Genomic DNA, 24,032 nt, shown 5'->3' on the forward strand with positions numbered 1-24,032 from the left:
CGACCTCGGCGCCGCGCCAGCCATAGATCGACTGGTCGTCGTCGCCGACGCAGCAGATATTCTTGTGCTTCTGCGCCAGCAGCCTGAGCCAGAGATATTGCGCGACGTTTGTGTCCTGGTATTCGTCGACCAGCATGTATTTGAAGCGGTCCTGCCATTCGGCGAGCACCTCCGGGTGTTCCTGGAAGATGCGCAGCACTTCGAGCAGCAGGTCGCCGAAATCGGCCGCGTTCAGCACCTTGAGCCGCGCCTGATAGGCGGCATAGAGTTCGCCGCCCTTGCCGTTGGCGAAGGCATGGGCTTCACCCGGCGGGACCTTGTCCGGCGTCAGCCCGCGGTTTTTCCAGCCGTCGATCAGGCTCGCGAGCTGGCGTGCCGGCCAACGCTTCTCGTCGATGTTTTCCGCGACGATGATCTGCTTCATCAGCCGGGTCTGGTCGTCGGCGTCGAGGATCGTGAAATCGGAGCGCAACCCGGCAAGTTCGGCGTGACGCCGGAGCATCTTGGCGCCCAGCGCGTGAAACGTGCCGAGCCATTGCATGCCTTCCACCGCGCCGCCGATCAGCGCGCCGATGCGGTGCTGCATCTCGCGCGCGGCCTTGTTGGTGAAGGTGACGGCCAGGATCTGGCTCGGCCACGCCTTGCGGGTCGCCAGCAGATGCGCCAGTCGCGTCGTCAGCACCCGCGTCTTGCCTGTGCCCGCGCCCGCCAGCACCAGAACCGGCCCCTCCAGCGCCTCCACGGCCTCGCGCTGCTCGGCATTGAGCCCCTCGAGATAGGGCGCGCGCATGGCGCCGATCGCCGCGGCGCTGGTCGAGCGCGCGGTCGTTTCTTCGGGGATCGCCCCGAGGTCGAAGGGGTCACTCGTCATTACGCTTCCGGTGTGAGATCGGGGAAAGCCGGCGGCGAATCCCGTCGCCAGCATAACATGGGGTGCCGGGCGCGGCTTTCCCATGCGGCTTGAGCGCCGCGGCGCCCGCATGCTAGACAGGTCATAATACCTAACATATTGGAATATCAAGGAAAAGAAGGGCGGGGCGGGTGCGCGAGGCGGAAGACACCAGACAGGTCAACATGATCGTGCTGTCGCTGCTCGCGCTTGCCGTCGGGCTTGCCACGGGCGTCGGCGCGGTGATTTTCCGCTCCATGCTGGTTGGTCTCCACAACCTCTTCTTCTTCGGGCAGTTCTCGCTCACCCATATCTCCGGTGCCACGGGTCCGCTGAGCCCCCTCGGTCTCCTCATCATCCTCGTGCCGGTTGCGGGCGGCGTTGCGGTCGTCTGGCTGACGCGGCGTTTTGCGTCGGAGGCGAAGGGCGGCGGCATTACCGACGTCATGGATGCCGTTTATCACCGCGAGGGCAGGATCAGGCCGCGCGTCGCCGTGGTGAAGACGCTCGCCTCCGCGCTTTCCATCGGGTCCGGCGCGACCGTCGGCCGCGAGGGCCCCATCGTGCAGATCGGTGCCGCCATCGGTTCCGCCGTCGCGCAGTTTTCGCGGCTTCCGTCCTGGCAGCGCATCACGCTGCTCGCGGCGGGCGCGTCGGCCGGCATCTCCGCGACCTTCAACACGCCGCTCGGCGCCGTGCTCTTCGCGCTTGAGCTGATCCTGCCCGAGATCAGTGCGCGCACCTTCCTGCCCGTCGTCATCGCCACGGGCTCCGCCACCTATGTCGGCCGCGTCGTCTTCGGCTCCTATCCCGCCTTCGTGCTGCCGCAGATGAGCTTTGCCGCCTCCGAGATGGACCACATCTTCAATCTCGGCGCTTTCGTCGTGCTGGGGCTTCTCTCGGGCCTCGTCGCCTGGGGCTTCATCCGCACGCTGCTCTTTGCCGGCGAGTTCATGCCGCGCCGGTTTCCGAACGAATATATACGCGCGGCGGCGGGCTTCACCGGCATCGGCATCGCGCTCTACCTCTTCGGCCATTTCACCGGCCACTACTACATCATCGGCGGCGGCTACGACGCCATCGCCGCGATCCTCGAAGGCCATGTGACGACCTTCCTGCTGCTTGCGGTGCTCTGTGTGGCGCAGGTCTTCGCCACCTCCCTCAGCATCGGTTCGGGCGCGTCGGGCGGTGTCTTCGCGCCCATGCTTTTCATCGGCGCGGCGCTGGGCGGCGCTTTCGGCGCGGCGATCCACATGGTCAATGAAACGCACGGCGTTTCGGTCGCGGATTATGCCGTCATCGGCATGGCCGCCGTCGTCGCGGGCGGCACCGGCGCCGTCATGACCGCCATCACCATGAATTTCGAAATGACGCGCGATTACGGCATCATCGTGCCGCTCATCATCGCCGTTGCGGTCGCGACCGGCATGCGCCGCGCGCTGATGGCGGACAACATCTTCAGCGCCGAGCTGGTGCGGCGCGGGCGGCCGGTACCGAAGGACCGCTATTCCAATCTCTATCTCGTGCGCAGCGCGCGCGAGGTGATGGATGCCCGCATCGCCGTCATGGCGGCGGATGTGCCGATCTCGGAAGCCGCGCAATGGGTGGTGGAGGGCGGCATGCCGAATTTCGTCGTGCTGCAGTCGAATGGCCGCATCCAGGGCGTCGTCTCGCTCGACAGCCGTATCCGCACGCCCGAGCTGTTCGGGCGCTCGGCGGAGACCGTGCGCGACATGGCGATCACCGACTATGTGATCGTGCGCGAAAACAATATTATCGAGGAAGTGATGCGCCGTCTGGTGGACCGCAACGCGACGCTCGCCCTTGTCGTGAAGGACAAGCCCGGCATTCCGCGCCCCGGCGACGTGCTCGGCGTCATCGGCAAGCCGCAGCTCGCCGATGCCATTCTCGACGCGCAGATAGGGTAGGGAGCAGCAGGACCGTCGTTACTTCCGCTTGATCCCGATCACGCGTCCCGCCTGTTCCGGCCGCGCCATTCCTTGATGCGCCTTCATCATCGCAGCAATCTTTTCCTGCTGTTCGGCGGGGAAGGGGCTCGCGCGGCGCGACTTCATGTCGACATGGATGCACATCTGTTCCGATGTCGCGGCGAGATAGCCCTTTTCGGCGTGGTACATGTGACCGAAGACATGGATGCGCTTCTCGTCAGCGTCGAGCAGTTGATAGGTGACGCGCACCGGCTCGCCTTCCGTCAGCTCGTCCAGATAGCAGACATGCACTTCCGCCGTGAAGCAGGAGCCTTCGCCCTTCTGCGTATAGTCCCAGCCGATGCCGAGTTCGGTGAAGGCCACGTCCAGCGACTCGTCGAACAGCAAATGGTAATAGGCCATGTTCATATGGCCGTTGAGATCGACCCATTGCGGCTCGACCTTGCGGATCGGGCATTCCAGCGGCTGTCCGGTCATCGGCGCTCCCCTTTTTCTGCTTTCATTTTCTCGTCATTGCGAGCGAAGCGAAGCAATCCAGAGAGCCCCAAGTTCAGCATTCGCCGCCTCTGGGTTGCTTCGTCGGCTTGCGCCTCCTCGCAATGACGGGTGATTTGGTTTCATGCTAGTCTATCCGCAAGCACGATCAAGGACGCCTCCATGAGCAGAGCGGTGGAAAACGCAGACGGAAAGGCGGCGGCGCTTGCCGAACTCGCCGCGCTGCTCGGCGCGCGTTTCACGACGGCGGCGGCGGTGCGCGAGGCGCATGGCCGCGACGAGAGTTGGCATCCGGTCGCCGCGCCCGACGCCGTCGCCTTCGCGCAAACGACGGACGAAGTCGCTGCGATCGTCCGCATCTGCGCGGCGCACGGGCTGCCGGTCATTCCCTTCGGCGCCGGCACCTCGCTCGAAGGTCACGTGTCGGCGGTGCATGGCGGCCTTTCGCTCGATCTCACGCAGATGAACCGGGTCGTCGAAGTCAACGCGGCAGACCTCGACGTTCGCGTCGAGGCCGGCGTGACGCGCAAGCAGCTCAACGAATATCTGCGCGATACGGGGCTCTTCTTTCCGATCGACCCCGGCGCCGATGCCACCATCGGCGGCATGGTGGCGACGCGGGCGTCCGGCACCAATGCGGTGCGCTACGGCACGATGCGCGAGAACGTGCTCGGCCTCACCGCCGTGATGGCCGACGGCTCCGTCGTGCGCACCGGCGGCCGCGCGCGCAAATCCTCGGCCGGGTACGACCTCACGCGGCTTCTCGTCGGCTCGGAAGGCACGCTCGGCATCGTCACAGAGGTGACGCTCCGCCTCTATGGCATCCCGGAAGCCGTGCGCTCGGGCGTCGTGCCCTTCGCGACGCTCGAAGGCGCGGTTGATGCCGTCATCGAGACGATCCAGTCGGGGCTCCCCATCGCGCGCATCGAAATTCTCGACCCGCTGTCGATCCGCGCCTGCAACGCCTACTCGAAACTGACGCTTGCCGAAGTGCCAACGCTGTTCGTCGAGTTTCACGGCACGGAGGCCTCCGTTGCCGAGCAGGCCGAACGCTTCGCGGCCATCGCCGCCGAACAGGGCAGCGGCGCCTCGACCTGGGCGACGAAGGCCGAAGACCGCACGAAGCTCTGGGAGGCGCGGCACAATGCCTATTATGCGGCGCTCGCCTTTGCACCGGGCAAGAAGGGCATGGTGACCGATGTCTGCGTGCCGATCTCGCGGCTCGCCGAAGCGATATCCGGCACGCTCGCCGATCTTGAAACCTCGTTTCTGAAAGCGCCCATTGTCGGTCATGTCGGCGACGGCAATTTCCACATGCTTCTCCTGATGGACCCGGCCGATCCGCGCGACCTTGCCGAAGCCACCCGCATCCACGACCTGATGGTCGCCCGTGCGCTCGCGCTCGGCGGCACCTCGACCGGCGAGCACGGCATCGGCGAAGGAAAGATCAAGTTCCTCGAAGCCGAACACGGGGCCGGCGTCGGCGTGATGCGCGCGATAAAACGGGCGCTCGACCCGAAAGGCATTCTCAATCCGGGAAAAATATTTTCCGTGTAGGGAATATATTTCGGTTCCTTTCCCGTGATTCCGGCCAAATGTGACGGAGTTGCCTTATTCCAGCCGTGCTCACGGCATGTTTCTCCTGTCCAATGACACTCACGAAATGCGGAGCGGCGTTCCGCCGTACCGTTCCATTCCTCTTGCTATGGAGAAAACGACATGGACAAGGACCGCATCAAGGGAACCGCGAAACAGGCGACCGGCGCCGTCAAGGAAACGGTCGGCAAGATGACCGGCGACAAGAAGCTTGAAACCGAAGGCAAGGTTGACAAGGCCGAGGGCAAGGTTCAGAGCGCCTATGGCGGCGCAAAGGACAAGGCACGCGATGCCGTCGACGACGCCGCGGACAAGGTGCGCGACGCAACCGGCGGCCGCTGAATTTGCCAATCGCGACGAGCGTCGGGCCGTCCCCTCCGGGGGCGGCCCGCTCTGTTTCGGCATGCATTTCCGATTCGCGCGTGTCGTTGTTCCGCAAGGCCGGGGATAACTTTTTTTGCGTCATCTTCAGGCGGGGATAAGGGCGGGGATAAATCATCGCGCGGAGCGATTTGTGACAGTTTTTTGACAGTTTGATGACAGAAGGGTCGAAAACACCCTCAATCGAGTGTCTGGCGGTAGCGGTTGAGAGCGATCAGCGTCACCGCAAACAGGAATGCCGTCAGCGCCGTGAAGTCGAACAGGATCTCTTCGAAGCCATTTCCCTTCAGCAAAATGCCGCGCACGATGCGCAGGAAATGGGTGATCGGCAACACCTCGCCGATCCACTGCGCCCATTCCGGCATGCCCCGAAAGGGAAACATGAAACCCGACAGAAGGATCGACGGCAGAAAAAAGAAAATCGTCATCTGCACCGCCTGCAACTGATTGCGCGCCAGCGTCGAGAAAGTGAAACCGACGGCAAGGTTTGCCGCGACGAAGACGAGAAGCACGGCAGAGAGAAGCCAGAGATTCCCATCCATCGGTACATCGAACAGCCAGTAAGCGGCGGCGAGCACGACGGCGGTCTGGATGTAGCCGACGGCGATGTAGGGCAGGATTTTTCCGATCATCACCTCGAGCGGGCGCACCGGCATCGTCAGCAGGTTTTCCATCGTGCCGCGCTCGACTTCGCGCGTCATTGCGAGTGCGGTGAAAATAATCATCGTCATTGTCAGGATCACGCCGAGAAGACCCGGCACGATATTGATCTGCGAACGGCCTTCGGCGTTGTAGCGGCGATGGATCACGAGATCGACGGGCGGCGGACCCTGCTTCAGTTTCGTCAGAGGTCCATCGAGATCGTGGTTGAGAACGCTTGCGGCAAGGATCTGCAGGCCCGCCACTGCATTGCCGGTTGCCGCCGGGTCGGTCGCGTCGGCATCGAGCAATATTTGTGGGCGCAAGCCGCGCTCCAGGTTGCGCGTAAAGTCGGGCGGTATTTCGATGACAAACTGCACGGCGCCGGTGCGGATCAGCGTTTCCGCTTCAGCGGCCGTTTTCGGATTTGCGACGATATCGAAATAGGACGAGTTTTCGAGACCGGCGACGAGGCTGCGTGTGAAGACCGAATGGTCCTGCGAAAAAAGGGCGGTCGGCAGGTGGCGCGGGTCGGAGTTGATCGCATAGCCGAAAAGAACGAGCTGCATCACCGGCACGCCCAGCATCATGGCGAAGGTCAGCCGGTCGCGCCGCATCTGGATGAATTCCTTGCGGATCATTGCGCCAAGCCTGCGAAGCGAGAAGCCCACGCGCATCGCGTCACCCCGCCTTTTTCATTGCGAAATTGTCCGGCACGTCGCGCATCAGATGAACGAAGACATCCTCAAGCGTCGGCGCCGCTTTCAGCTTGCGCATACCCGACTGGTCGATGACCTCGTCCACCGTGCCGCGTGCCAGCAGCTTGCCATAGGCGAGATAACAGATCTTGTGGCAGCGCTCGGCCTCGTCCATGTAATGCGTGCTGACGAGGACGGTGAGCCCGTCGGCGGCGAGCGCGTGAATCTCGTCCCAGAATTCGCGCCGTGCCTTCGGGTCGACGCCGGCCGTCGGTTCGTCGAGCAGCAGCAGTTTTGGCTTGTGCATGATCGCGGCAGCCAGTGCGAGGCGTTGCTTCCAGCCGCCCGACAGGGTTCCCGCAAGCTGATGCGCGCGGTCGGCAAGGTTAAGCTTATCGAGCGTTTCCCTGACGGCGCGTTTTGGTTTGCGGATGCCATAGATCGAGGCGACGAAGTCGAGGTTCTCGCGGATCGACAAATCCTCATAGAGGCTGAAGCGCTGCGTCATGTAGCCGACCTCGCGCTTGATCTTTTCGCTCTCTGTCAGAATGTCGTAATCGAGGCAGGTACCTTCGCCGCTATCCGGCGTCAGCAATCCGCAGAGCAGACGGATCGTCGTCGTCTTGCCGCTGCCATTGGGGCCGAGAAAGCCGTAAATCTCGCCTTGCGCCACCTGCATGTCGAACCCGTCGACAACCTTCGTGCCGCCAAAGCTTTTGGTCAGGCCGCGCACGTCGATTGCGAGCGATGTGGCGTGGCCGGTCACGATCCGCTTCCTTCCTCCGTCGCGCCGGCAATGCTCACCGTTACCGGCTGGCCCGGATGCAGCGCTTCGGGGCTTGCGGCCGGTATCGCTTCGACCATGTAGACGAGTTTTTCTTTCGACTGCTCGCTGTAGATGACGGGCGGTGTGAATTCGGCTTGCGCTGCGACGAAGCGGATCGTGCCGTCGAGTGTCTCGGGACAGCCGCTGCAGGCGAAGGTCACGCGATCGCCGATGCGAATGCGCCCCAGTTCTGCCTCGGGCACGAAGAAGCGCACCTTGATGTTTTCAGGCGGCAGCAGCGAAATCACGGGCTGGCTCGCGGCGGCGAATTCGCCTGGCCGGAACATCACATCCTGCACGATGGCGGATGTCGGCGCGTGTCCCTCGCGCCGTGCGAGGCGCCATTTAGCCTGATCGTGGGCGGCGGCGGCGGCGAGCATCCGCGAGCCGGCGCGGTCGCGCTGCGCGCGCGACGTGTCGAGGATTGCCTGTGCGACATTGCCGCCAGCGCGCAGCACTTCCGTACGTTTCAATTCGCGTTGCGCGTCTTCGAGGCTCGTTTTCGCTTCGGCGAGTTGTGCCTCCGCCTGCGCCGCGGCGGCGGTCTCGGCCGTTGTGTCGAGACGGAAGAGCAGCGCTCCTTTCTCGACGCGGTCGCCGCGCGCCACCGCTATCGTGTCGATCGTGCCACCGTCGATGGGGCCAACGCGCACATATTCGCCTTCCGCATAGCCCTGATACGTTCCGTCCGGTACTTCGTCGCATCCGGCGAGAAGGAGCGCGGCCACGCTCGCGAACAGGAGGGAATGGAGGCGCACCATCTACGCCTCCCTGTCCGCGGCGAGGCCGCGCAGAACGAACTCCGCATGGGCGGCGAGGAAGCCGTCGGGATCGAATTGCGGAAGTTCGCCGAAAGTGTTGCGGGCGAGCGCATTCATGAGAATCGGAAAGACGATGTCCTGCACCGCTGCCTTGACGTTGCAGCGGCGGAACTCACCGCGTTCGATGCCGCGCTCGATAATGCGCTCGAGATTGCCGAAGCCGCGCCGGATGATCTGGTCGCGATAGAACGCCCTGATTTCCGGGAAGTTTCCGGACTCGGCGAGAACGATTTTCGCGAGAGCGGGCAGGCGGGTCGTCGTCGCGATTTCACCAAGGCGCGCGATCACGAACGAGAGCATGTCCGCGCTTGAGCCTTGATACGTGTCGATCATCCTTTCGATTTCGTCGAAACGCGGCGTTGCGATGTCATGGACCAGGGCGGTGAAGAGCTGCTCCTTGTTTTCGAAATAGAGGTAGATCGTTGCCTTGCTGACGCCGGCAGCTTCCGCCACATCGTCGAGCCGCGTCGCCGCGAAGCCCCTTTCCGAAAAAAGCGTCAGGGCCGCCGCCATGATTTCGGAGGGCCGGGCTTCCTTGCGGCGCTGGCGTTTCGGCGTCGCACTCGTCATGTCGTCTCTCCGATTTTCCGGACAATTTAATAACTGACCAGTCAGTAATTAGTGTGACCAAGGCAGATTGTCAATGCCGTTCGCGCGAAACACATATAACGAGTTGATTTTGTTGTATTTTCGACGCGTCCGATCCTGCGCGGTCAATCGGGCTTTGACGGGTCACTCGGTGGCGTTTCGCGCCGGGTGCCATCAAGGTCCCGCTCGGCGCGCGTCCGCTCAAGCTTGTCGCGCTTCTTCTCGGCCCCCGAACGCCCGAAGCGCACACGGTTCGCGGCGGCGCGGGCCTCCTTCTCCGTTTTCGCCGCACGCTTTCCGGCGTCGCGGGCCATTTTCCGGAAGGTGGCGAATTTGACTATATTTCCGTCGTCCGAATCCATAGTTTGCCCGCAGCATGGCCGCATATGGCGGTCTGGCCGTCACTCCGTTCGTGAACTTAAGCTATAAGGCGGTCTTGTGAAACCGCCGGGGCAATGCCGCGCTCATATACAGCGTGCGGCTGGAGACAGTCTTGAATTCGATCCTGACCTATATCGCGGGGATCATCGTCGCGCTTCTCTTCGCCGCTCTTGTCGGACCGAACCTGATCGACTGGAACAAGTTTCGAGGCGAAATCGAAGCTCAGGCTTCGAACACTGTCGGCATGCCTGTTCGCATCGATGGCGACATTCGTCTTCGTATCCTTCCTGCGCCGCATATGACGCTCGGAAAAGTCAAGATCGCCAATACACACAGCGCGGCTCGCTCGGCGCATATTGCGACGTTCGACGAGATCGACGCCGAAGTGGGGTTGACGCCGCTTATTGGCGGCGACATCAAGGTGACCAGCGTCCGTGTCGTTCGCCCACAGATCAATCTCGAGGTGATGCCGGATGGTTCGACCAACTGGAACGTCTTCGAACTTCCGGACGAGATACCGGGCGGAGGCATGTTTTCGCTCGCGTCGGTCAGCCTTGAAGAGGCTCGTTTCGAAAATGGCGTTGTGGCCTACCAGAACCGGGCGAACGGACGAAGCTGGCGGGCGGAGCAGGTCGGCGGCGAGGTGATCGCGACGTCGCTTGTCGGCCCGCTGCGCGCGGAGATCGAAGCGGTTGTCGACGGTGTACCGCTGGCATTGCGGTTCGGTCTCGGAGAGTTTGCGGGCCGCAAGGCGTTTCAGGTGACAGCGGACTTGCAGCTTCGGGACCGGCCCGCCAAATTTCTGTTCTCCGGCGTTGCGACCGAGTTCTCGGCCGCCGCGCGGCTCGACGGCAATGGCCGTCTGGAGATCGGCCCGAACGGTAACGCCGCTCCTGTTCGCGTCGAAAGCGGCCTTGTCGCCACCGCGCAGTCGGCGACGTTCCGCAATCTCACCGTCACCGCCGGCGGTACCGCCCTCAACGGCTCGGCACAGGCGCGCTGGGAGGGACGTCCGGTATTTTCGGTCGAGCTGACATCGGAGAATTTCACGGCCGCGCCGTTGCTCGATCGGCTCCTGCCGCGCGGCGCGGATGACGACGTTCCCCTTGCCCCCTTGCTTGCCTTTCCGCTCCCTGACTGGATCGACGGCGGTATGCACGTTTCGGTTGCGACGCTGGTCCTGCGAGATGCGATTGTCCGCAATGCGGAATTGACGCTCGCGCTGGCGGATGGCGTTCTGGAAGTCGAGACGGCGCGTGGCGAACTTGGCGGCCGAACCGAGATTTCGTTTGCCGGGCGACTGACCCGCCGCGAAGAGGTGCCGGTCTTCGATGGCAGTTTCGATGCACGCAGCGGCAATCTTGCCGCGCTGGCCCACTGGCTTGCGGCTGACAGCGACGAGGCCGGCGCCGGGACGCGCATCGCACCGCGCGGCGATGCACCCTTCTCGGCGCGGGCGAGACTTCGGTTGACGCCCGACGCATTCGATATTTCGGATCTCCGGGCGGATTATTCGCGTGGTCTCTCTACGCCGTCGCTTCGCGGCGATATCGGCTACCGGATTGTCGACGGCCGGCCTCGGCTCGATGCCGATTTGCGCATGACGGATTTCGACGCCGACCCTTTGCGCGCGCTGCTTTCCCATGATCGCGATCCACTGGAATTTCTGACGTCGCACGATATTGCCTTGCGCCTTCGCGCCGAACGTCTGCGCATTTGGAGTGAAAGTCTTCGTGGCCTCGATACCGAAGCGACGCTGACCGACGGCGCGCTCGATGTCCAACGTCTCGAAGTCGACGACGTGGCCGGTGCGCGGTTTTCCTTTTCCGGTCAGCTGACGGGGATCACGACCGGTCGCCGCGACGATGTGAAAGGCAATTTCACCGGCCATATCGAAGGTGAGCGTTTCGGCGGATTGCTGGCGCTTGGCGGTTTTTCGGTGCCGGACGCAAGCGGACCTGTATCGATCTCGCTCGCTGGTGTGTCGGGCGAAGCGACGGACAGCGAGTTGCGCGTCGATACTCTGACGCTGAAGGGAACGGTGCGCGGCAGCCGCGTCGACGCGGTGCTGAAGCGGCGGCACGGGGCAGGTGGAAGTATCGAGGGGCTCGACATCGTCGCCAACGCTGCAAATGACGAAGGGCGTGTGCTTCTTCAACAGCTCGGGCTCGACCCGAGCGACGGCGTGACGGCGCCGGGATCTGTTTCGCTGCAGCTCGAAAGTGCGGGAAAAAAGCCTTATCAAGTCAATTTCCGGGCCAATGTCGGCAGCGTGACGCTGACGGCCAAAGGCCGCGCCACCGATCCATTCGAGGCATTGCGCTTCGAGGGGCGCGCCGACATTGCAGCGCCGGACGTTCTTTCGATTTTCGCGGCCTTCGGCGCGCCGGAGCCCTTGTCGAATTGGGTCGGCGAGCAGGCCTCTGGTCCCGGCTTTGTCTTCTCTTCGGCGATCGTGTGGGACAAGCAAAGCCTTTCCCTTTCGAATATGGAGAACGTTGCTGGCAATTTCCGGCTTTCCGGCAATATTGCCTGGCGTGCGGGCGGCGGGGATAAACTTCCCTCGCTCACGGGCGCATTGGAGGCCAATGCGTTCGAGCTCACATCGCTTGCAAGCGCGGAGGATGAAGTGTGGCCTGCGGCCGCGCTCGACTGGTCGGTGCTGGGTTCGCTCGACGGCGAAGTCGACCTCAAGTCCGGTACGGTCAGGCTCGGCTCTCTTGCCTTCGGCGATGTAACGACGCATCTGTCGCTGTCGCATGGTGTTCTTTCGGCCTCACCCTTTGTTGGCGCCTTCGCGGGCGGGCGCGTGTCGCTCGGCGCGCGGATCGAGGGCGGGAAGGGCGCACCGGGCATCGGCCTGACGGTGCTGATCGAGGAAGCGAATCTTGGACGCGTTTTCCGCGAGGCGTTCGGTGCGTCGCCGGGCAAGGGTCAGGCCAATATCAGTGCGCAACTCCAGGCGCAGGGACGAAGCTGGCTTGCGCTTGTCTCGTCGGCGAGCGGCGCCGGGACGATCAAGGTGGTGGACCTGGCGTTTGCACCGCTCGACGTCGCGGGTTTCGGCGCGGCGCTCGGCGGCTTGACGGATATTGAGGAATTTCCCTCTCTTGTCAGCGACACGCTCGAAAGCGGCGAAACACCGGCGAGTGGGCTCGATGGCGGCTTCACCATCGAGAACGGCGTGCTGCGACTCGCCGACGACGACGTGACGCTCGACGGGGGCGTGGCGAAGCTTCTCGCATTGTACGATCTGCCGCGACTTACGTCGGATGCCGAACTCACGATCTCGCTGGCAAAACCCGAAGGCACGCCATCATTTTCGATCGTTGCGACGGGCCGGGATGGGCAAGTCGAGACCAAGAAACAGATGCTCGAGCTGCAAAGCTCCATTGCGGCGGGGCTGCTTGCCGAAAGCCTGAATGATGCCGGCGGCGTGCCGCGCGAATTGCGCGAACTCATGGGCCTGCCGGCGGAAACCCGCACAGGGCCGGTGCCGCAGCCGCTGCCCCGACCGGCCTATACGCAATAGTCAGGTTGTGCAGCTTCCGCTTGTCCGATTGCGCATGCCGTTCAGCACATAGACGCGGACGGCGGCCGACAGTGTGCCCTTGCCGCCGCGTTTGGCGTCGATCCGGCGCACCAGATCGTTGACGGATGTTTTTTCCGAACAGGCGAGTTCCTTCAGCGCGTCCCAGAAGGGCCGTTCCAGCGAGATGCTGGTCCGATGACCGGCAATGGTGACGGAGCGTTTGATCTCGTCGGACATGGCGCTCCCCACGCACTATTCGGGTGCGATCATCTTCTCGGGCCGGACGATTGCGTCGAATTCCTCGTCCGTCACATAGCCGCCGCCGACCGCTTCCTCGCGCAGCGTCGTGCCGTTCTTGTGCGCGGTCTTGGCGATCTTCGCGGCGTTGTCGTAGCCAATTTTCGGGGCGAGCGCGGTGACGAGCATCAGCGAGCGTTCGAGCGCTGCCTTGATGTTGTCCTCGCGTGGCTCGATGCCGACGACGCAATTGTCGGTGAAGCTCACTGCGGCATCGGCCATCAGCCGCACCGATTGCAGGAAGTTGTAGGCCATGACGGGATTGTAGACGTTGAGTTCGAAGTGACCCTGCGATCCGGCGAAGGTCAGCGCGGCGTGGTTGCCGAAAATCTGCACGCAGACCTGCGTCAGCGCTTCGCACTGAGTGGGGTTCACCTTGCCCGGCATAATCGACGAGCCGGGCTCGTTTTCGGGGAGTGACAATTCGCCGAGGCCCGACCGCGGACCGGAGCCGAGCAGGCGGATGTCGTTGGCGATCTTGAAGAGCGAAGCAGCGACCGTGTTGATCGCGCCGTGGCTGAAGACCATCGCGTCATGCGCGGCGAGCGCCTCGAACTTGTTGGGCGCGGTCTTGAACGGCAGATGCGTGATCGCGGCGATTTTCTCGGCAACCTTTTCGGCAAAGCCGATGGGTGCGTTGAGGCCGGTGCCGACGGCGGTGCCGCCCTGCGCCAGTTCCATCAGTTTCGGCAGCGTCTGCTCGATGCGGGCAATGCCGTTTTCGACCTGCGCGGTGTAGCCGGAAAATTCCTGGCCGAGCGTCAGCGGCGTCGCGTCCTGCGTGTGGGTTCGGCCGATCTTGACGATGTGGTTCCAGGCCTGCGCCTTGTCGTTGAGCGCGTTGCGCAGCTTCTGCAGTGCGGGAAGCAGGCGGTGGTGAATCTCTTCGACGCAGGCAATGTGCATGGCCGTCGGGTAGGTGTCGTTCGACGACTGGCTCATGTTGACGTGGTCGTTCGGATGGACCGGCTTCTTGGAACCCATCTCGCCGCCCATGATTTCGATGGCGCGGTTCGAGATTACTTCGTTGGCGTTCATGTTGGACTGGGTGCCGGAGCCGGTCTGCCAGACGACCAGCGGGAAATGATCGTCGAGCTTGCCCTCGATCACTTCCTGCGCAGCCTGCACAACGGCCTTGCCGGTGGCAGCGTCGAGACGGCCCAGTTCCATGTTGGCTTCGGCGGCGGCGCGCTTGACGATGCCGAGGGCGCGCACGACGGGGAGAGGCTGCTTTTCCCAGCCGATCTTGAAGTTGCCGAGGCTGCGTTGGGCCTGCGCGCCCCAATAGCGGTCGGCCGCGACCTCGATAGGTCCGAATGTGTCGGTTTCGGTGCGGGTTTCGGGGGTTTTGGCCATCGGGCGTGCTCCAGCAGGCGGGAATTTCGATGGGCGCCGGTTTAGCACGCGAGGGCGGGAAGCGCCAAGGCGTACGCCTGCGGCCCCGCGGGGTGCGCGCGGGTTGGCGAGAGATATAGAGGGGCGCGGAGTGACTTCGACCGCGACTATGTTTGTTTTTTGAGCGCCCGAAGACACTCCGCGCACGACGTTTTTGCCCCGATGCCCTCTGCCACCCAACAGCTTCGGGTTCTTCCGAAGAGGAACCGTCTTGCCGAGCGGGTCATAGTGCCCGCGCCCTTCTTGCATCGGGAGCCCCGGGACGCCGGGGTGCGTTACCTCCCCGGCGGCGCAGGCGCCGCCCAACCTTCATGCAACGGACGCCCCGGAGCATCCCTCTTGAAGGCGGTCCGTATAAGATGGGGGCTGAAATGCAGGCGGGGATAAGTTTTTTTACGCTCAGAGCTCGACGCCGAAGAAGGTGGATGCAATCCAGATTGCGGCCAGATAGAGCACGACGGTCAGTGCACAGGCAATGCCCAGCGCGGCCCAGAAATCTATGCCGTTTCGGAGCATCAGCGGCAGCGCCAGAAACATCGGCAAGGTCGGCAGGACATACCAGAAGGTGGCTTCGGCATGGGCGGCGATACGTTCGGCGTCGGCCGTGTCGTTCCAGAGCCAGATGATGGCAAGAAGCGAGATCAGCGGCAGCGACGCAATCAAGGCGCCCAGAGCCGCGTAGCGCCGGGCGATTTCGGAAACGAGCATGATGATGATGCCGGAGAGCGCCGCCTTGACGATCGGATAGAGCAGGCCGCTCATTTTTTCCGGAAGGCGTCGAGGCTGACGACTTCGCCGTCGCCTTCGGGCTTCGGCGCGGGATCGGCCGGCTTCGAGGCTTCGGCGGCGGCCGGTTTTGCAGCGCCTTCGACCTGGAACTGAAGGCCGAACTGCACGCTCGGGTCGAAAAAGCCCTGCACGGCCGAGAAGGGCACGACGAGCTTTTCGGGAACCTTGTTGAAGGTGAGGTCGACCGAGAAACGTTCCTCGCTGACCTCGAGATTCCAGAACTGGTGCTGCAGAACGATGGTCATTTCGTCGGGATACTGCGCACGCAACTTCGATGAAATTTCGACGCCGGGTGCGCCGGTGCGGAAGGAAATGTAGAAATGATGCTCGCCCGGCAGACCCTGATCACGGGCGATGCGGAGTGCGCGGCGCACGACGCCCTTCAGCGCTTCCTGCGCCAGCATGTCGTATCGCATCAGGTCTTCGGCCAAGATCAGCTCCCGGAGCGCGGGTGAGTCGCGCTTTGCTTCATTCACGGTGATTCAAGCAGCGATTGCCGATGAAATCCAGACGAAGCGACGTGTCACGCCGCGTGATGCCGCAAGATTTCGTAACTGTGGCGCGCGGGACACCGCACCTGAAGACGATCGCCAGCTTGTGGATAAGTGGGGGTTTCTGTTGCCAGGTACCCCCGAACCCCGCCCTGACCGGCTAAAGCCAGGGACTTGATTTGAAGCTATCGCACTGCATTAAGCAGCGAGACGCGCCTCAGCATAGTTGTCGTTGGCAACTATAAAACGGCCCGATGACGGCGGAACCATGCCGGGCAAAAAAACTGTCTTTACACCCTCGTCGATCCTGTTTCGCCCCCAAGGGCCCTGCCGCGACAGGGGAAAATTGGTGGAGGCGCCGGGTACTGCCCCCGGGTCCGAATGGCTTATTCCACAGTCCGTTTATCACCATAGCCGCGCGGGCGAACCCGCTCGGCAAAACTAATATAGGCGTGAAATTCCTTATTTGAACCTCAATTCCGGCGAAATCGGACACCAGCTTGCCGTCGGGCAGGTTTTCAGAGGGAAATGCATGATTTCACGTCGGGCCGTGGTTTCCGGATTTGCCGCGCTGACGCCCGTGCTGGCGCTGCCGGCATGGGGCGCGGCCGAGCCTGCGGAGCCTGCCGCAAAGCTCGTCGCAGCGGCGCGGGCGCAGATCGGCGTTACGCTGTTTTACGATGGCGCCTATCGCCGCATCGCCTATCCAGGCGGGGATGTGGCACCGGAGCGCGGCGTCTGCACCGATGTGATCGTGCGGGGCTACCGGGCGGCCTTCGGCATCGATCTGCAGGAACGCGTGCATGAAGACATGAAGCGCGATTTTGCCGCCTACCCGGCCAATTGGGGCCTGACGCGGCCCGACAGCAATATCGACCACCGGCGGGTGCCGAACCTCGCGACGTTTTTCCGCCGGCAGGGCGGGGTGCTGGCCGATGGTACGGCGCTGGCGCCTGGCGATCTTGTGACGCAGACGATCGGCGGACGCTTGCCGCATATCTCGGTGGTCTCGGACAGGCAGGTGCGGGGCAGCAAGCGGCCGCTCGTGATCCATAATATCGGCGGCGGCGCGGAATATGCCGATATTCTCGACCGTTTCCCGGTGACGGGGCGGTTCCGCTACCTGCCCGCATGAGGCTTAATCCGCCGGCAGGTTGGCGCGCAGCAGGCGGACGACGTTGCCGCCCATGACCTTGGCGATCTCTTCTTCGGTGAAATTCGCCTTGCGCATCTCGCCGGTGAGTACGGCGAGTTCCGACGTGTCGAAATCGACACCAACCGCGCCATCATAGTCGGAGCCGAGGCCGACATGATCGACGCCCAGCGTGTCGATGGCGTAGCGGATGGCCTTCACCACGCCCTCAGGCGCGGTGTTGCAGATGGCGCCCGACCAGTAGCCGATGCCCACGACGCCACCCGCATCGGCGACGCGCTTCATCAGCGCGTCCTCGATGTTGCGGGGGCTGTTGCAGGCGCCCTTGATGCCGGTGTGGGAAATGACGATGGGCCGTGTCGCGATGGCGAGCACGTCCTCGACAACGGCCGGAGAAGAGTGGGCAACGTCGACCGTGATGTTGAGACGTTCCATCTCGTGCACGGCCTCCTTGCCGAAATCTGTGAGGCCTGCCTGGCTGACGCCATGCAGCGAGCCGCCGAGTTCGTTGTCGAAGAAGTGCTGCAAGCCCATCATCCGGTAGCCGGCGTCATAGAGACGCTGGATGTTTTCGAGCTTGCCTTCGAGCGGGTGCGAGCCTTCGGTGGCGAGAAGGCCGCCGACGGGCTTGCCGGTCTCGGCGCGGGCGGAGAGCAGCGCGTCGAGATCCGCGGTGCTGCGGATGATGGTCAGTTCGCCGGCGGCGGCGGCCTCGGCACGGTGAAGCTTTTCAGCCTGGTAAAGCGCGCGTTCGAGGAGGCTGTCCCATGTGCGGGCGGGCCAGCGCTGCACGATCGCCAGCAGCGAGATGACGTCGGAGCCGGCCTCGTTGCTCTCGTAGTTCTGGCCGCGCGGCACTTTCGTGACGACAGAGAAGACTTGCAGCGTCACATTGCCGTCGACAAGGCGGGGCAGATCGACATGGCCGCGGCTTGCGCGGTCCAGCGGGTCGCGGGCCCAGAGCAGCGTGTCGGCGTGGAGATCGGCGACGAGGAGGCTTTGGTGTTTGGCGGCGGCATCCTCACCGATCTCATAGGGTGCGTGTTCGGCAACACGGTTGATCTGGCCCTCAAGTACCGCAGGCAGGAAGGCAAGGGCGAGAATCGCCAGGAGGACGAGGATGGCTGCGAAGCCGATAAGGACACGTTTCATAAGATTTCCGCCCCGATTGTCGTTTTTCTTGCTGTCTTGTTTGCCGGCATTCTGGCCCCTGCTGCCTCAGGCCGCCAGTTTTCTGTGGATAACCGGTGGCTCACCGGGAGATTCGCGTGGCGGTGGAACCGGGACGCAGCTTCGCGCTAAACTAGACCAGCCGAATCTCAGGACCAGCCGATGAAACAATATCTCGACCTCATGCGCCTCGCGCGCGACACGGGCGTGACCAAGACCGACCGCACCGGCACGGGGACGCGCAGCATATTCGGCCATCAGATGCGCTTCGACCTCGCCGCCGGTTTTCCGCTGGTGACGACCAAGAAGCTGCACCTGAAGTCGATTGTGCACGAGTTGCTGTGGTTCCTCGCCGGTGACACCAACATCGCCTATCTGAAAGCCAATGGCGTCAGCATCTGGGACGACTGGGCGGACGCGAAGGGCGATCTCGGCCCGGTCTACGGGCATCAATGGCGCTCATGGCCGGCGCCCGACGGCACGAAGATCGACCAGATCAAGAATTTGCTGGAGCAGATCAAAAACAATCCCGATTCGCGGCGGCTGATCGTTTCGGCCTGGAACGTCGCCGATGTCGATCACATGGCGTTGCCGCCCTGCCATTGCCTGTTCCAGTTCTATGTCGCGGACGGCAGGCTCTCCTGCCAGCTCTACCAGCGCTCGGCCGATATTTTCCTCGGCGTGCCCTTCAACATCGCTTCCTACGCGTTGCTGACGATGATGGTGGCGCAGGTGACGGGGCTCGAGCCCGGCGAATTCATTCACACGTTCGGCGATGCGCATCTCTATCTCAATCATCTGGAGCAGGCCGACAAGCAGCTTCTCCGCGAACCGAAAAAGCTGCCGGTCATGCATATCAACCCGGATGTGATGAGCCTTTTCGATTTCACCTATGACGATTTCCGGCTCGAGGGCTACGAGGCGCACCCGCATATCGCCGCGCCTGTTGCCGTCTGATGCGGACGCGGCAGCGGATGCTGCTCTTCGGGCTGACGATTGTGCTGCTGCTGCTCGCCGCTTTCGCGATGTTCGTCATTCTGGTCAGCCTCAGGCCGCTCGACCCGGAAGCGCTGCGCGCGCCGGGCTTTACGGCGCTTTCTGAAATTCGGGTGGTGTGATGGGCATTCATGTCTGCTTCGTGGTCGCCATCGCCGACAACGGCGTCATCGGCCGTGACAACGGCTTGCCGTGGAAACTTTCGAGCGATATGGCGTTCTTCAAGCGCGTGACGATGGGCAAACCCGTCATCATGGGCCGCAAGACTTGGGAATCGCTGCCGAAGAAACCGTTGCCGGGGCGTCCGAATATCGTCGTCACGCGCAATGCGGCTTATGTGGCGGAGGGTGCCGAACTCGCGATGTCGGCATCGGCGGCGCTTGCCCTGGCCCGGGCACTGGCGGTGCAAGCCGGGGCCGACGAAATCATGGTGATCGGCGGCGCGCAGCTTTACGCCGAGATGTTCGATCACGCCGACCGGCTCTACATCACCGAGGTTCATGCCGCACCCGACGGCGATGTCAGCTTTCCGGCCTTCGACCGACGGCAATGGCGTGAAGTTTCGCGCGAGCGGCATGCGGCGGGAGAGAAGGACAGCGCCGATTATTCTTTTGTAGTGCTGGAGAGAGCCTGACATCGCATATTCCTGACCAATGGTCAGTTGGACGCGCGCGCAATTGAGTTGCGCGGCTTCGCGCCTCATACTTCGGGCGACATTCGCAACCGGAGCGCGATCCCTTGAAGAAAATCGTAATTCTTTTTCTGTCGCTGGTCCTTGCCGGTTGCTGGGACGGTGCGGCAAAGCCGGGAAGCTCGACAGTGGAACAGCAAAAAGCGGAGATCGCCGATCTCGTCAACAACTGGGCTTTCCATCGCGATCAGGAAGCATGGGACGATCTTTCCGCGACGTTTCACAAGGGCGGCACGATTTCGCTGAGCTGGTTCGACGGGCCGCATGAGGGTTTTGTGGTGGCTTCGCGCCAGCTTGCCGCGCGTAGCGGCGCACTGCTCAAGCATTATATCGGGGTTCCGCGCATCAGGGTGAACGGCGACAGGGGGCTGAGCGAGGTCAACGTGACCATCATGGTGCGCGCGAAGACGCCGGCCGGCGAAGTCGACACGACGTCCTATGCGCGTTTCATCGACCGTGTCGAGAAAAGGGATGGCGCGTGGAAGATTCTGAAGCGCACCGCCGTCTATGAAAAAGACCGCGCCGATCCGGTCGATCGCCCGTCGCTGCCCGACGCCTTTTTCGAGGGACTGGACAAATTTCCCGAACAGTTGAAGTTCCTTGCCGCCAGCCTCGACAAGGGCGGCATTCCGCTCTCGCCCGCCACCGTGCTCGACAAGAGCCCGCAGCTTGCGGCGCTTCATGCCGAAGGCGACGCCTGGCTTGCCGGGAATTGACGTTTCGATTTCCTGAAAGAAGCGGCGATTGAGTTTCCCGGCCACCCGTCCCACAATGCGTGTCTCTCATTGCGATTTTTCAGCGGAGACGACATATGGATGTGCGTGCGGCGGTGGCATTCGAAGCGGGCAAGCCGCTTGAAATCGAAACGGTGCAACTCGACGGGCCGAAGGCGGGCGAGGTGCTTGTCGAGATAAAGGCCACCGGCATCTGCCACACCGATGCGTTCACGCTGTCGGGCGAGGACCCCGAAGGCGCCTTTCCGGCGATCCTCGGCCATGAAGGCGCAGGCGTCGTCGTCGATGTCGGCCCCGGCGTCAAGTCGCTGGCGGTCGGCGACCACGTGATTCCGCTCTACACGCCCGAGTGCCGCGAGTGCAAAAGCTGCACCAGCCACAAGACCAATCTCTGCACATCGATCCGCGCGACGCAGGGCAAGGGCGTGATGCCCGATGGCACCAGCCGCTTTTCGTACAAGGGCAAGCCCGTGCTGCACTATATGGGCTGTTCGACCTTTGCGAACTACACCGTGCTGCCGGAAATTGCACTGGCGAAAGTGCGTAAGGACGCGCCGTTCGACAAGATCTGCTACATCGGCTGCGGTGTCACGACGGGCCTCGGTGCGGTGATTTTCACGGCGAAGGTCGAGGCAGGCGCGAATGTCGTCGTGTTCGGTCTCGGCGGCATCGGCCTCAATGTCATTCAGGGCGCGCGCATGGTCGGCGCCAACATGATCGTCGGCGTCGACATCAATCCCGAGCGCGAGGGCCTCGCGCGGCAGTTCGGCATGACGCATTTCGTCAATCCGAAAGAGATCAAGGGCGACATTGTCGGGCATATCGTCGAACTGACCGGCGGCGGCGCCGATTACAGCTTCGAGTGCATCGGCAACGTCAACACGATGCGGCAGGCACTCGAATGCTGCCATCGCGGCTGGGGCGAAAGCATCATCATCGGCGTCGCGGGCGCCGGACAGGAAATATCGACGCGGCCGTTCCAGCTCGTCACGGGCCGCGTCTGGAAGGGCACAGCTTTTGGCGGCGCGCGCGGGCGCACCGACGTACCGCGCATCGTCGACTGGTACATGGACGGCAAGGTCGACATCGACAATCTGATCACCCACACGATGCCACTCGAGGAGATCAACAAGGGTTTCGACCTGATGCATGAAGGCAAATCGATCCGCTCCGTCGTGGTTTATTGATGGCGCTGGAGACGCTCGAAACGCATCGCTGTTTCGCCGGCACGCTCGGCATCTATCGTCATGTCTCGGCGGCGACGGGAACGCCGATGCGTTTTTCGGTCTATGTGCCGGACGGAAAGGGGCCATTTCCGGCGGTGATTTTTCTTGCGGGCCTCACCTGTACGGAAGAGAACTTCACCGTGAAGGCCGGCGCCTATGCGCATGCTTCGAAGCTTGGGCTTGTCGTTGTCGCGCCGGACACAAGCCCGCGCGGGGAGGGCGTCGCCGATGACGGGGCTTACGATCTCGGGCAGGGCGCGGGGTTTTATATCGACGCGACGGAGAAGCCCTGGGCGCCGCATTTCCGCATGGAAAGCTATGTCGCGCGCGACCTGCAAACGGCATTGCGTGAGAATTTCCCGGTCGACCCCGCGCGACAAGGCATCACCGGGCATTCGATGGGCGGGCATGGCGCGCTGACACTGGCGCTGAAGCATCCCGATTCCTTCCATTCGGTTTCGGCCTTCGCGCCGATTGTCTCGCCGACACGTTGCCCCTGGGGCGAAAAGGCGTTCAGCGCCTATCTCGGGCCGGATCGTGCCGAGTGGACTGCGCATGACGCTTCGCTATTGATGGCGGGCGGCGCGGCGCTTGGGCGCTACGACGACATCCTGATCGATCAGGGCCTTGCCGATAATTTTCTCGAGAAAGAGCTGAAGCCGGAACTCTTCGAGGAGGCTTGTCAGGCCGTGAAACAGAAGCTGACGCTGCGGCGCCGGCCCGGCCACGACCATTCCTATTATTTCATCCAGACCTTTATCGGCGACCATCTCGCGTTTCACCGCGAGCGGCTCGGTTGAGGGAGGTCATTGCGGAGCCCGTCGCGCATTGACAGAATGCCTTCCACAGAAACTCCGCATCAGACGGAACATCAGGGAGGATACTCATGACCGCGATGAAACTCATCGCCGAGGGCTTGCGATTTCCGGAGGGCCCGATTGCGATGCCGGACGGCAGCATCGTGCTGGTCGAAATCGCGCGCGGTACGCTGACGCGGGTGACGGCGGCGGGAAAGGTCGAGGTCATCGCCGATCTCGGTGGCGGGCCAAATGGCGCGGCGATCGGACCCGACGGCGCCTGCTACGTCTGCAACGATGGCGGCTTCGAGTTTCACGAGGTCGACGGACGGCTGGTGCCGGGCGACGCGCCAGCGAATTATTCGGGCGGGCGCATCGAGCGCGTCGATCTCAAGACGGGCGAGTTCAAGGTTCTCTACAAGGAATGCAACGGCATTCCGCTCAACGGTCCCAACGACATCGTCTTCGACCGCGAGGGCGGTTTCTGGTTCACCGATCTCGGCAAGGGGCGCGGCCGCACGCAGGATCGCGGCGGTCTCTATTACGCGAAAATCGACGGATCTTCGATCAAGGAGGTCGTTTTTCCGATTACATCGCCAAACGGCGTGGGCTTGTCGCCCGATGAGAAGACCGTTTATGTCGCCGACACGATACCCGGCCGGCTTTGGGCCTTTGACATCGGCGCGCCCGGCGAAGTTGTCCGTCAGCCGGGACCGATGCCGGGCCGCTTCGTGGCGTCGGGGCCGCAGCTTTGCTTCTTCGATAGCCTGGCGGTCGACGCGGAGGGAAATATCTGCGTGGCGACGATTTTCAATGCGGGTATCACGACCATTTCACCCGACGGCTCGAAGGTGACGCATACCCCGACCGACGATTTCATCACCACCAATATCTGTTTCGGCGGCAAGGATTTGAAGACGGCCTATATCACGTTGTCGTCGAGCGGAAGACTTGTGTCGATGGACTGGCCGGTGGCCGGGCTGCCGCTCAACTTCCTCAACAAGTAAGCGAATGATGGAAAGATATGTTCCGGCTCCGGAACGTATCTTTCCGCATGCCGGAGGCCGTGCAAACATGCGCCGCCTTTGGGGTACACGGCGATCTATCAGATTTCAGGGAGGACAAGATGCGCCTATTTGTAAGTGTGCTCGTTGCGTTGTTTGCGTTCACCGGAGCGGCTTTCGCCGATCCGTTCGCCAATTTTTATGGCAATACCGTCAAGGTGGTCGGCGCGGCCGGCGAGCGCTCGGTCTTTATCGACGCGGGCGGGGCTTACTCGCAAAAACTGCCGGACGGCAGCACGGCGGAAGGCACCTACAAGATCGACGGCGACACCGCCTGCTTCCTCGGCGGCGAGCAGCCTTATTGCGTGCCGACGCAGGAGCGTGAGGTCGGTGAAAGCTGGGAGCTGACGGCGCCCGACGGCTCGAAGGAAACCGCGACGCTGGTTGCGGGCCGCTAAGGCTTCAATCGTCGTATCGGAAAGGCCGGTCCCGCA

The 24,032-nt window shown here is 62.9% G+C and carries 25 protein-coding genes and 1 other RNA gene; 13 read left to right on the plus strand and 13 right to left on the minus strand.

The genetic code is table 11. From position 1 onward, the window contains the following. On the minus strand, nt 1–871 hold an 871-nt coding region (locus WEB61_RS06325), incomplete at its 3' end, for an ATP-dependent helicase (protein WP_368063486.1). A gap of 170 nt (nt 872–1,041) precedes the next feature. Here WEB61_RS06325 and WEB61_RS06330 point away from each other — a divergent pair. Continuing rightward, nucleotides 1,042–2,817, plus strand: coding sequence for a chloride channel protein (locus WEB61_RS06330; RefSeq protein WP_368063487.1), 1,776 nt, complete (start codon nt 1,042–1,044; stop codon nt 2,815–2,817). A gap of 18 nt (nt 2,818–2,835) precedes the next feature. Here WEB61_RS06330 and WEB61_RS06335 read toward each other — a convergent pair whose 3' ends face one another. Beyond that, nucleotides 2,836–3,315 (minus strand): thioesterase family protein, encoded by a 480-nt coding sequence (locus WEB61_RS06335; RefSeq protein WP_368063488.1) that lies wholly within the window; start codon nt 3,313–3,315, stop codon nt 2,836–2,838. A gap of 180 nt (nt 3,316–3,495) precedes the next feature. Here WEB61_RS06335 and WEB61_RS06340 point away from each other — a divergent pair, with 180 nt between their 5' ends. After that, nucleotides 3,496–4,890: an FAD-binding oxidoreductase gene (locus tag WEB61_RS06340; RefSeq protein WP_368063489.1), complete on the plus strand. Its 1,395-nt coding sequence runs from the start codon at nt 3,496–3,498 to the stop codon at nt 4,888–4,890. A 162-nt stretch (nt 4,891–5,052) separates the two neighbouring features. Then, on the plus strand, nt 5,053–5,271 hold the full coding sequence (locus tag WEB61_RS06345) for a CsbD family protein (RefSeq protein WP_368063490.1): 219 nt from the start codon (nt 5,053–5,055) through the stop codon (nt 5,269–5,271). 218 nt (nt 5,272–5,489) lie between these two features. On the opposite strand, the gene WEB61_RS06350 is transcribed toward WEB61_RS06345, so the two are convergent. The 5 genes from WEB61_RS06350 to WEB61_RS06370 form a co-directional block, all read right to left on the minus strand. Then, entirely contained in the window at nt 5,490–6,590 is a 1,101-nt protein-coding gene (locus WEB61_RS06350; RefSeq protein WP_368063491.1) for an ABC transporter permease, read from the minus strand. A 40-nt stretch (nt 6,591–6,630) separates the two neighbouring features. Then, nucleotides 6,631–7,413 (minus strand): ABC transporter ATP-binding protein, encoded by a 783-nt coding sequence (locus tag WEB61_RS06355; RefSeq protein WP_368063492.1) that lies wholly within the window; start codon nt 7,411–7,413, stop codon nt 6,631–6,633. Then, nucleotides 7,410–8,234 (minus strand): HlyD family secretion protein, encoded by an 825-nt coding sequence (locus WEB61_RS06360; protein ID WP_368063493.1) that lies wholly within the window; start codon nt 8,232–8,234, stop codon nt 7,410–7,412. The genes WEB61_RS06355 and WEB61_RS06360 overlap by 4 nt, the downstream gene beginning before the upstream one ends. After that, nucleotides 8,235–8,864, minus strand: coding sequence for a TetR/AcrR family transcriptional regulator (locus WEB61_RS06365; protein ID WP_368063494.1), 630 nt, complete (start codon nt 8,862–8,864; stop codon nt 8,235–8,237). A gap of 143 nt (nt 8,865–9,007) precedes the next feature. After that, nucleotides 9,008–9,196, minus strand: coding sequence for a DUF4169 family protein (locus WEB61_RS06370; protein ID WP_368063495.1), 189 nt, complete (start codon nt 9,194–9,196; stop codon nt 9,008–9,010). A gap of 179 nt (nt 9,197–9,375) precedes the next feature. Between WEB61_RS06370 and WEB61_RS06375 the strand changes: the two genes are divergently transcribed. After that, the gene (locus WEB61_RS06375) at nt 9,376–12,795 is read left to right on the plus strand and encodes an AsmA family protein (RefSeq protein ID WP_368063496.1); all 3,420 of its coding nucleotides are present in this window, start codon (nt 9,376–9,378) and stop codon (nt 12,793–12,795) included. Here the strand turns inward: WEB61_RS06375 and WEB61_RS06380 are convergent, their stop codons facing one another. The 5 genes from WEB61_RS06380 to ssrA form a co-directional block, all read right to left on the minus strand. After that, nucleotides 12,796–13,032: a ribbon-helix-helix domain-containing protein gene (locus WEB61_RS06380; protein ID WP_368063497.1), complete on the minus strand. Its 237-nt coding sequence runs from the start codon at nt 13,030–13,032 to the stop codon at nt 12,796–12,798. 15 nt (nt 13,033–13,047) lie between these two features. Then, nucleotides 13,048–14,448 carry a class II fumarate hydratase gene (gene fumC, locus WEB61_RS06385; protein WP_368063498.1) on the minus strand — a complete coding sequence of 467 codons (1,401 nt, stop codon included), beginning with the start codon at nt 14,446–14,448 and terminating at the stop codon, nt 13,048–13,050. Between the two features lie 438 nt (nt 14,449–14,886). After that, nucleotides 14,887–15,249 (minus strand): DUF3147 family protein, encoded by a 363-nt coding sequence (locus tag WEB61_RS06390; protein WP_368063499.1) that lies wholly within the window; start codon nt 15,247–15,249, stop codon nt 14,887–14,889. Next, entirely contained in the window at nt 15,246–15,707 is a 462-nt protein-coding gene (locus WEB61_RS06395; RefSeq protein WP_368063500.1) for an SspB family protein, read from the minus strand. The genes WEB61_RS06390 and WEB61_RS06395 overlap by 4 nt, the downstream gene beginning before the upstream one ends. Before the next feature lie 173 nt (nt 15,708–15,880). Then, nucleotides 15,881–16,242: a transfer-messenger RNA gene (gene ssrA, locus WEB61_RS06400) on the minus strand. 57 nt (nt 16,243–16,299) lie between these two features. Here ssrA and WEB61_RS06405 point away from each other — a divergent pair. Next, nucleotides 16,300–16,902 carry a DUF1287 domain-containing protein gene (locus WEB61_RS06405; RefSeq protein WP_368063501.1) on the plus strand — a complete coding sequence of 201 codons (603 nt, stop codon included), beginning with the start codon at nt 16,300–16,302 and terminating at the stop codon, nt 16,900–16,902. Nucleotides 16,903–16,905: 3 nt separating this feature from the next. Here WEB61_RS06405 and WEB61_RS06410 read toward each other — a convergent pair whose 3' ends face one another. Then, nucleotides 16,906–18,072 (minus strand): dipeptidase, encoded by a 1,167-nt coding sequence (locus WEB61_RS06410; RefSeq protein WP_368063502.1) that lies wholly within the window; start codon nt 18,070–18,072, stop codon nt 16,906–16,908. Nucleotides 18,073–18,252: 180 nt separating this feature from the next. Here WEB61_RS06410 and WEB61_RS06415 point away from each other — a divergent pair, with 180 nt between their 5' ends. From WEB61_RS06415 to WEB61_RS06450, 8 genes are all read left to right on the plus strand, one after another. After that, complete coding sequence (locus tag WEB61_RS06415; protein ID WP_368063503.1) at nt 18,253–19,047, plus strand: thymidylate synthase; 795 nt, start codon at nt 18,253–18,255, stop codon at nt 19,045–19,047. A 17-nt stretch (nt 19,048–19,064) separates the two neighbouring features. Further along, nucleotides 19,065–19,208: a hypothetical protein gene (locus WEB61_RS06420; protein WP_368063504.1), complete on the plus strand. Its 144-nt coding sequence runs from the start codon at nt 19,065–19,067 to the stop codon at nt 19,206–19,208. A 5-nt stretch (nt 19,209–19,213) separates the two neighbouring features. Next, nucleotides 19,214–19,720, plus strand: coding sequence for a dihydrofolate reductase (locus WEB61_RS06425; RefSeq protein ID WP_368063516.1), 507 nt, complete (start codon nt 19,214–19,216; stop codon nt 19,718–19,720). Nucleotides 19,721–19,824: 104 nt separating this feature from the next. Then, nucleotides 19,825–20,493 carry a nuclear transport factor 2 family protein gene (locus tag WEB61_RS06430; RefSeq protein WP_368063505.1) on the plus strand — a complete coding sequence of 223 codons (669 nt, stop codon included), beginning with the start codon at nt 19,825–19,827 and terminating at the stop codon, nt 20,491–20,493. Nucleotides 20,494–20,588: 95 nt separating this feature from the next. Next, nucleotides 20,589–21,698: an S-(hydroxymethyl)glutathione dehydrogenase/class III alcohol dehydrogenase gene (locus WEB61_RS06435; protein ID WP_368063506.1), complete on the plus strand. Its 1,110-nt coding sequence runs from the start codon at nt 20,589–20,591 to the stop codon at nt 21,696–21,698. Next, nucleotides 21,698–22,537 carry an S-formylglutathione hydrolase gene (gene fghA, locus WEB61_RS06440; protein WP_368063507.1) on the plus strand — a complete coding sequence of 280 codons (840 nt, stop codon included), beginning with the start codon at nt 21,698–21,700 and terminating at the stop codon, nt 22,535–22,537. Before WEB61_RS06435 ends, fghA begins: the two co-directional genes overlap by 1 nt. A gap of 86 nt (nt 22,538–22,623) precedes the next feature. After that, nucleotides 22,624–23,541, plus strand: coding sequence for an SMP-30/gluconolactonase/LRE family protein (locus tag WEB61_RS06445; RefSeq protein ID WP_368063508.1), 918 nt, complete (start codon nt 22,624–22,626; stop codon nt 23,539–23,541). Between the two features lie 119 nt (nt 23,542–23,660). Next, nucleotides 23,661–23,996, plus strand: coding sequence for a hypothetical protein (locus WEB61_RS06450; RefSeq protein WP_368063509.1), 336 nt, complete (start codon nt 23,661–23,663; stop codon nt 23,994–23,996). Nucleotides 23,997–24,032: the final 36 nt, after the last annotated feature.

It is taken from the genome of Parvibaculum sp. (assembly GCF_040882025.1).
In the GTDB taxonomy this organism is placed as follows: Bacteria; Pseudomonadota; Alphaproteobacteria; order Parvibaculales; family Parvibaculaceae; genus Parvibaculum.

What these genes read in the sequence shown, in the direction of transcription:
- WEB61_RS06335 (WP_368063488.1), bottom strand. Translation starts at nt 3,315, where the DNA reads ATGACCGGACAGCCGCTGGAATGCCCGATCCGCAAGGTCGAGCCGCAA.
- WEB61_RS06340 (WP_368063489.1), top strand. Translation starts at nt 3,496, where the DNA reads ATGAGCAGAGCGGTGGAAAACGCAGACGGAAAGGCGGCGGCGCTTGCC.
- WEB61_RS06345 (WP_368063490.1), top strand. Translation starts at nt 5,053, where the DNA reads ATGGACAAGGACCGCATCAAGGGAACCGCGAAACAGGCGACCGGCGCC.
- WEB61_RS06350 (WP_368063491.1), bottom strand. Translation starts at nt 6,590, where the DNA reads ATGATCCGCAAGGAATTCATCCAGATGCGGCGCGACCGGCTGACCTTC.
- WEB61_RS06360 (WP_368063493.1), bottom strand. Translation starts at nt 8,234, where the DNA reads ATGGTGCGCCTCCATTCCCTCCTGTTCGCGAGCGTGGCCGCGCTCCTT.
- WEB61_RS06365 (WP_368063494.1), bottom strand. Translation starts at nt 8,864, where the DNA reads ATGACGAGTGCGACGCCGAAACGCCAGCGCCGCAAGGAAGCCCGGCCC.
- WEB61_RS06370 (WP_368063495.1), bottom strand. Translation starts at nt 9,196, where the DNA reads ATGGCCCGCGACGCCGGAAAGCGTGCGGCGAAAACGGAGAAGGAGGCC.
- WEB61_RS06380 (WP_368063497.1), bottom strand. Translation starts at nt 13,032, where the DNA reads ATGTCCGACGAGATCAAACGCTCCGTCACCATTGCCGGTCATCGGACC.
- fumC (WP_368063498.1), bottom strand. Translation starts at nt 14,448, where the DNA reads ATGGCCAAAACCCCCGAAACCCGCACCGAAACCGACACATTCGGACCT.
- WEB61_RS06390 (WP_368063499.1), bottom strand. Translation starts at nt 15,249, where the DNA reads ATGAGCGGCCTGCTCTATCCGATCGTCAAGGCGGCGCTCTCCGGCATC.
- WEB61_RS06405 (WP_368063501.1), top strand. Translation starts at nt 16,300, where the DNA reads ATGATTTCACGTCGGGCCGTGGTTTCCGGATTTGCCGCGCTGACGCCC.
- WEB61_RS06410 (WP_368063502.1), bottom strand. Translation starts at nt 18,072, where the DNA reads ATGAAACGTGTCCTTATCGGCTTCGCAGCCATCCTCGTCCTCCTGGCG.
- WEB61_RS06415 (WP_368063503.1), top strand. Translation starts at nt 18,253, where the DNA reads ATGAAACAATATCTCGACCTCATGCGCCTCGCGCGCGACACGGGCGTG.
- WEB61_RS06420 (WP_368063504.1), top strand. Translation starts at nt 19,065, where the DNA reads ATGCTGCTCTTCGGGCTGACGATTGTGCTGCTGCTGCTCGCCGCTTTC.
- WEB61_RS06435 (WP_368063506.1), top strand. Translation starts at nt 20,589, where the DNA reads ATGGATGTGCGTGCGGCGGTGGCATTCGAAGCGGGCAAGCCGCTTGAA.
- fghA (WP_368063507.1), top strand. Translation starts at nt 21,698, where the DNA reads ATGGCGCTGGAGACGCTCGAAACGCATCGCTGTTTCGCCGGCACGCTC.
- WEB61_RS06445 (WP_368063508.1), top strand. Translation starts at nt 22,624, where the DNA reads ATGACCGCGATGAAACTCATCGCCGAGGGCTTGCGATTTCCGGAGGGC.
- WEB61_RS06450 (WP_368063509.1), top strand. Translation starts at nt 23,661, where the DNA reads ATGCGCCTATTTGTAAGTGTGCTCGTTGCGTTGTTTGCGTTCACCGGA.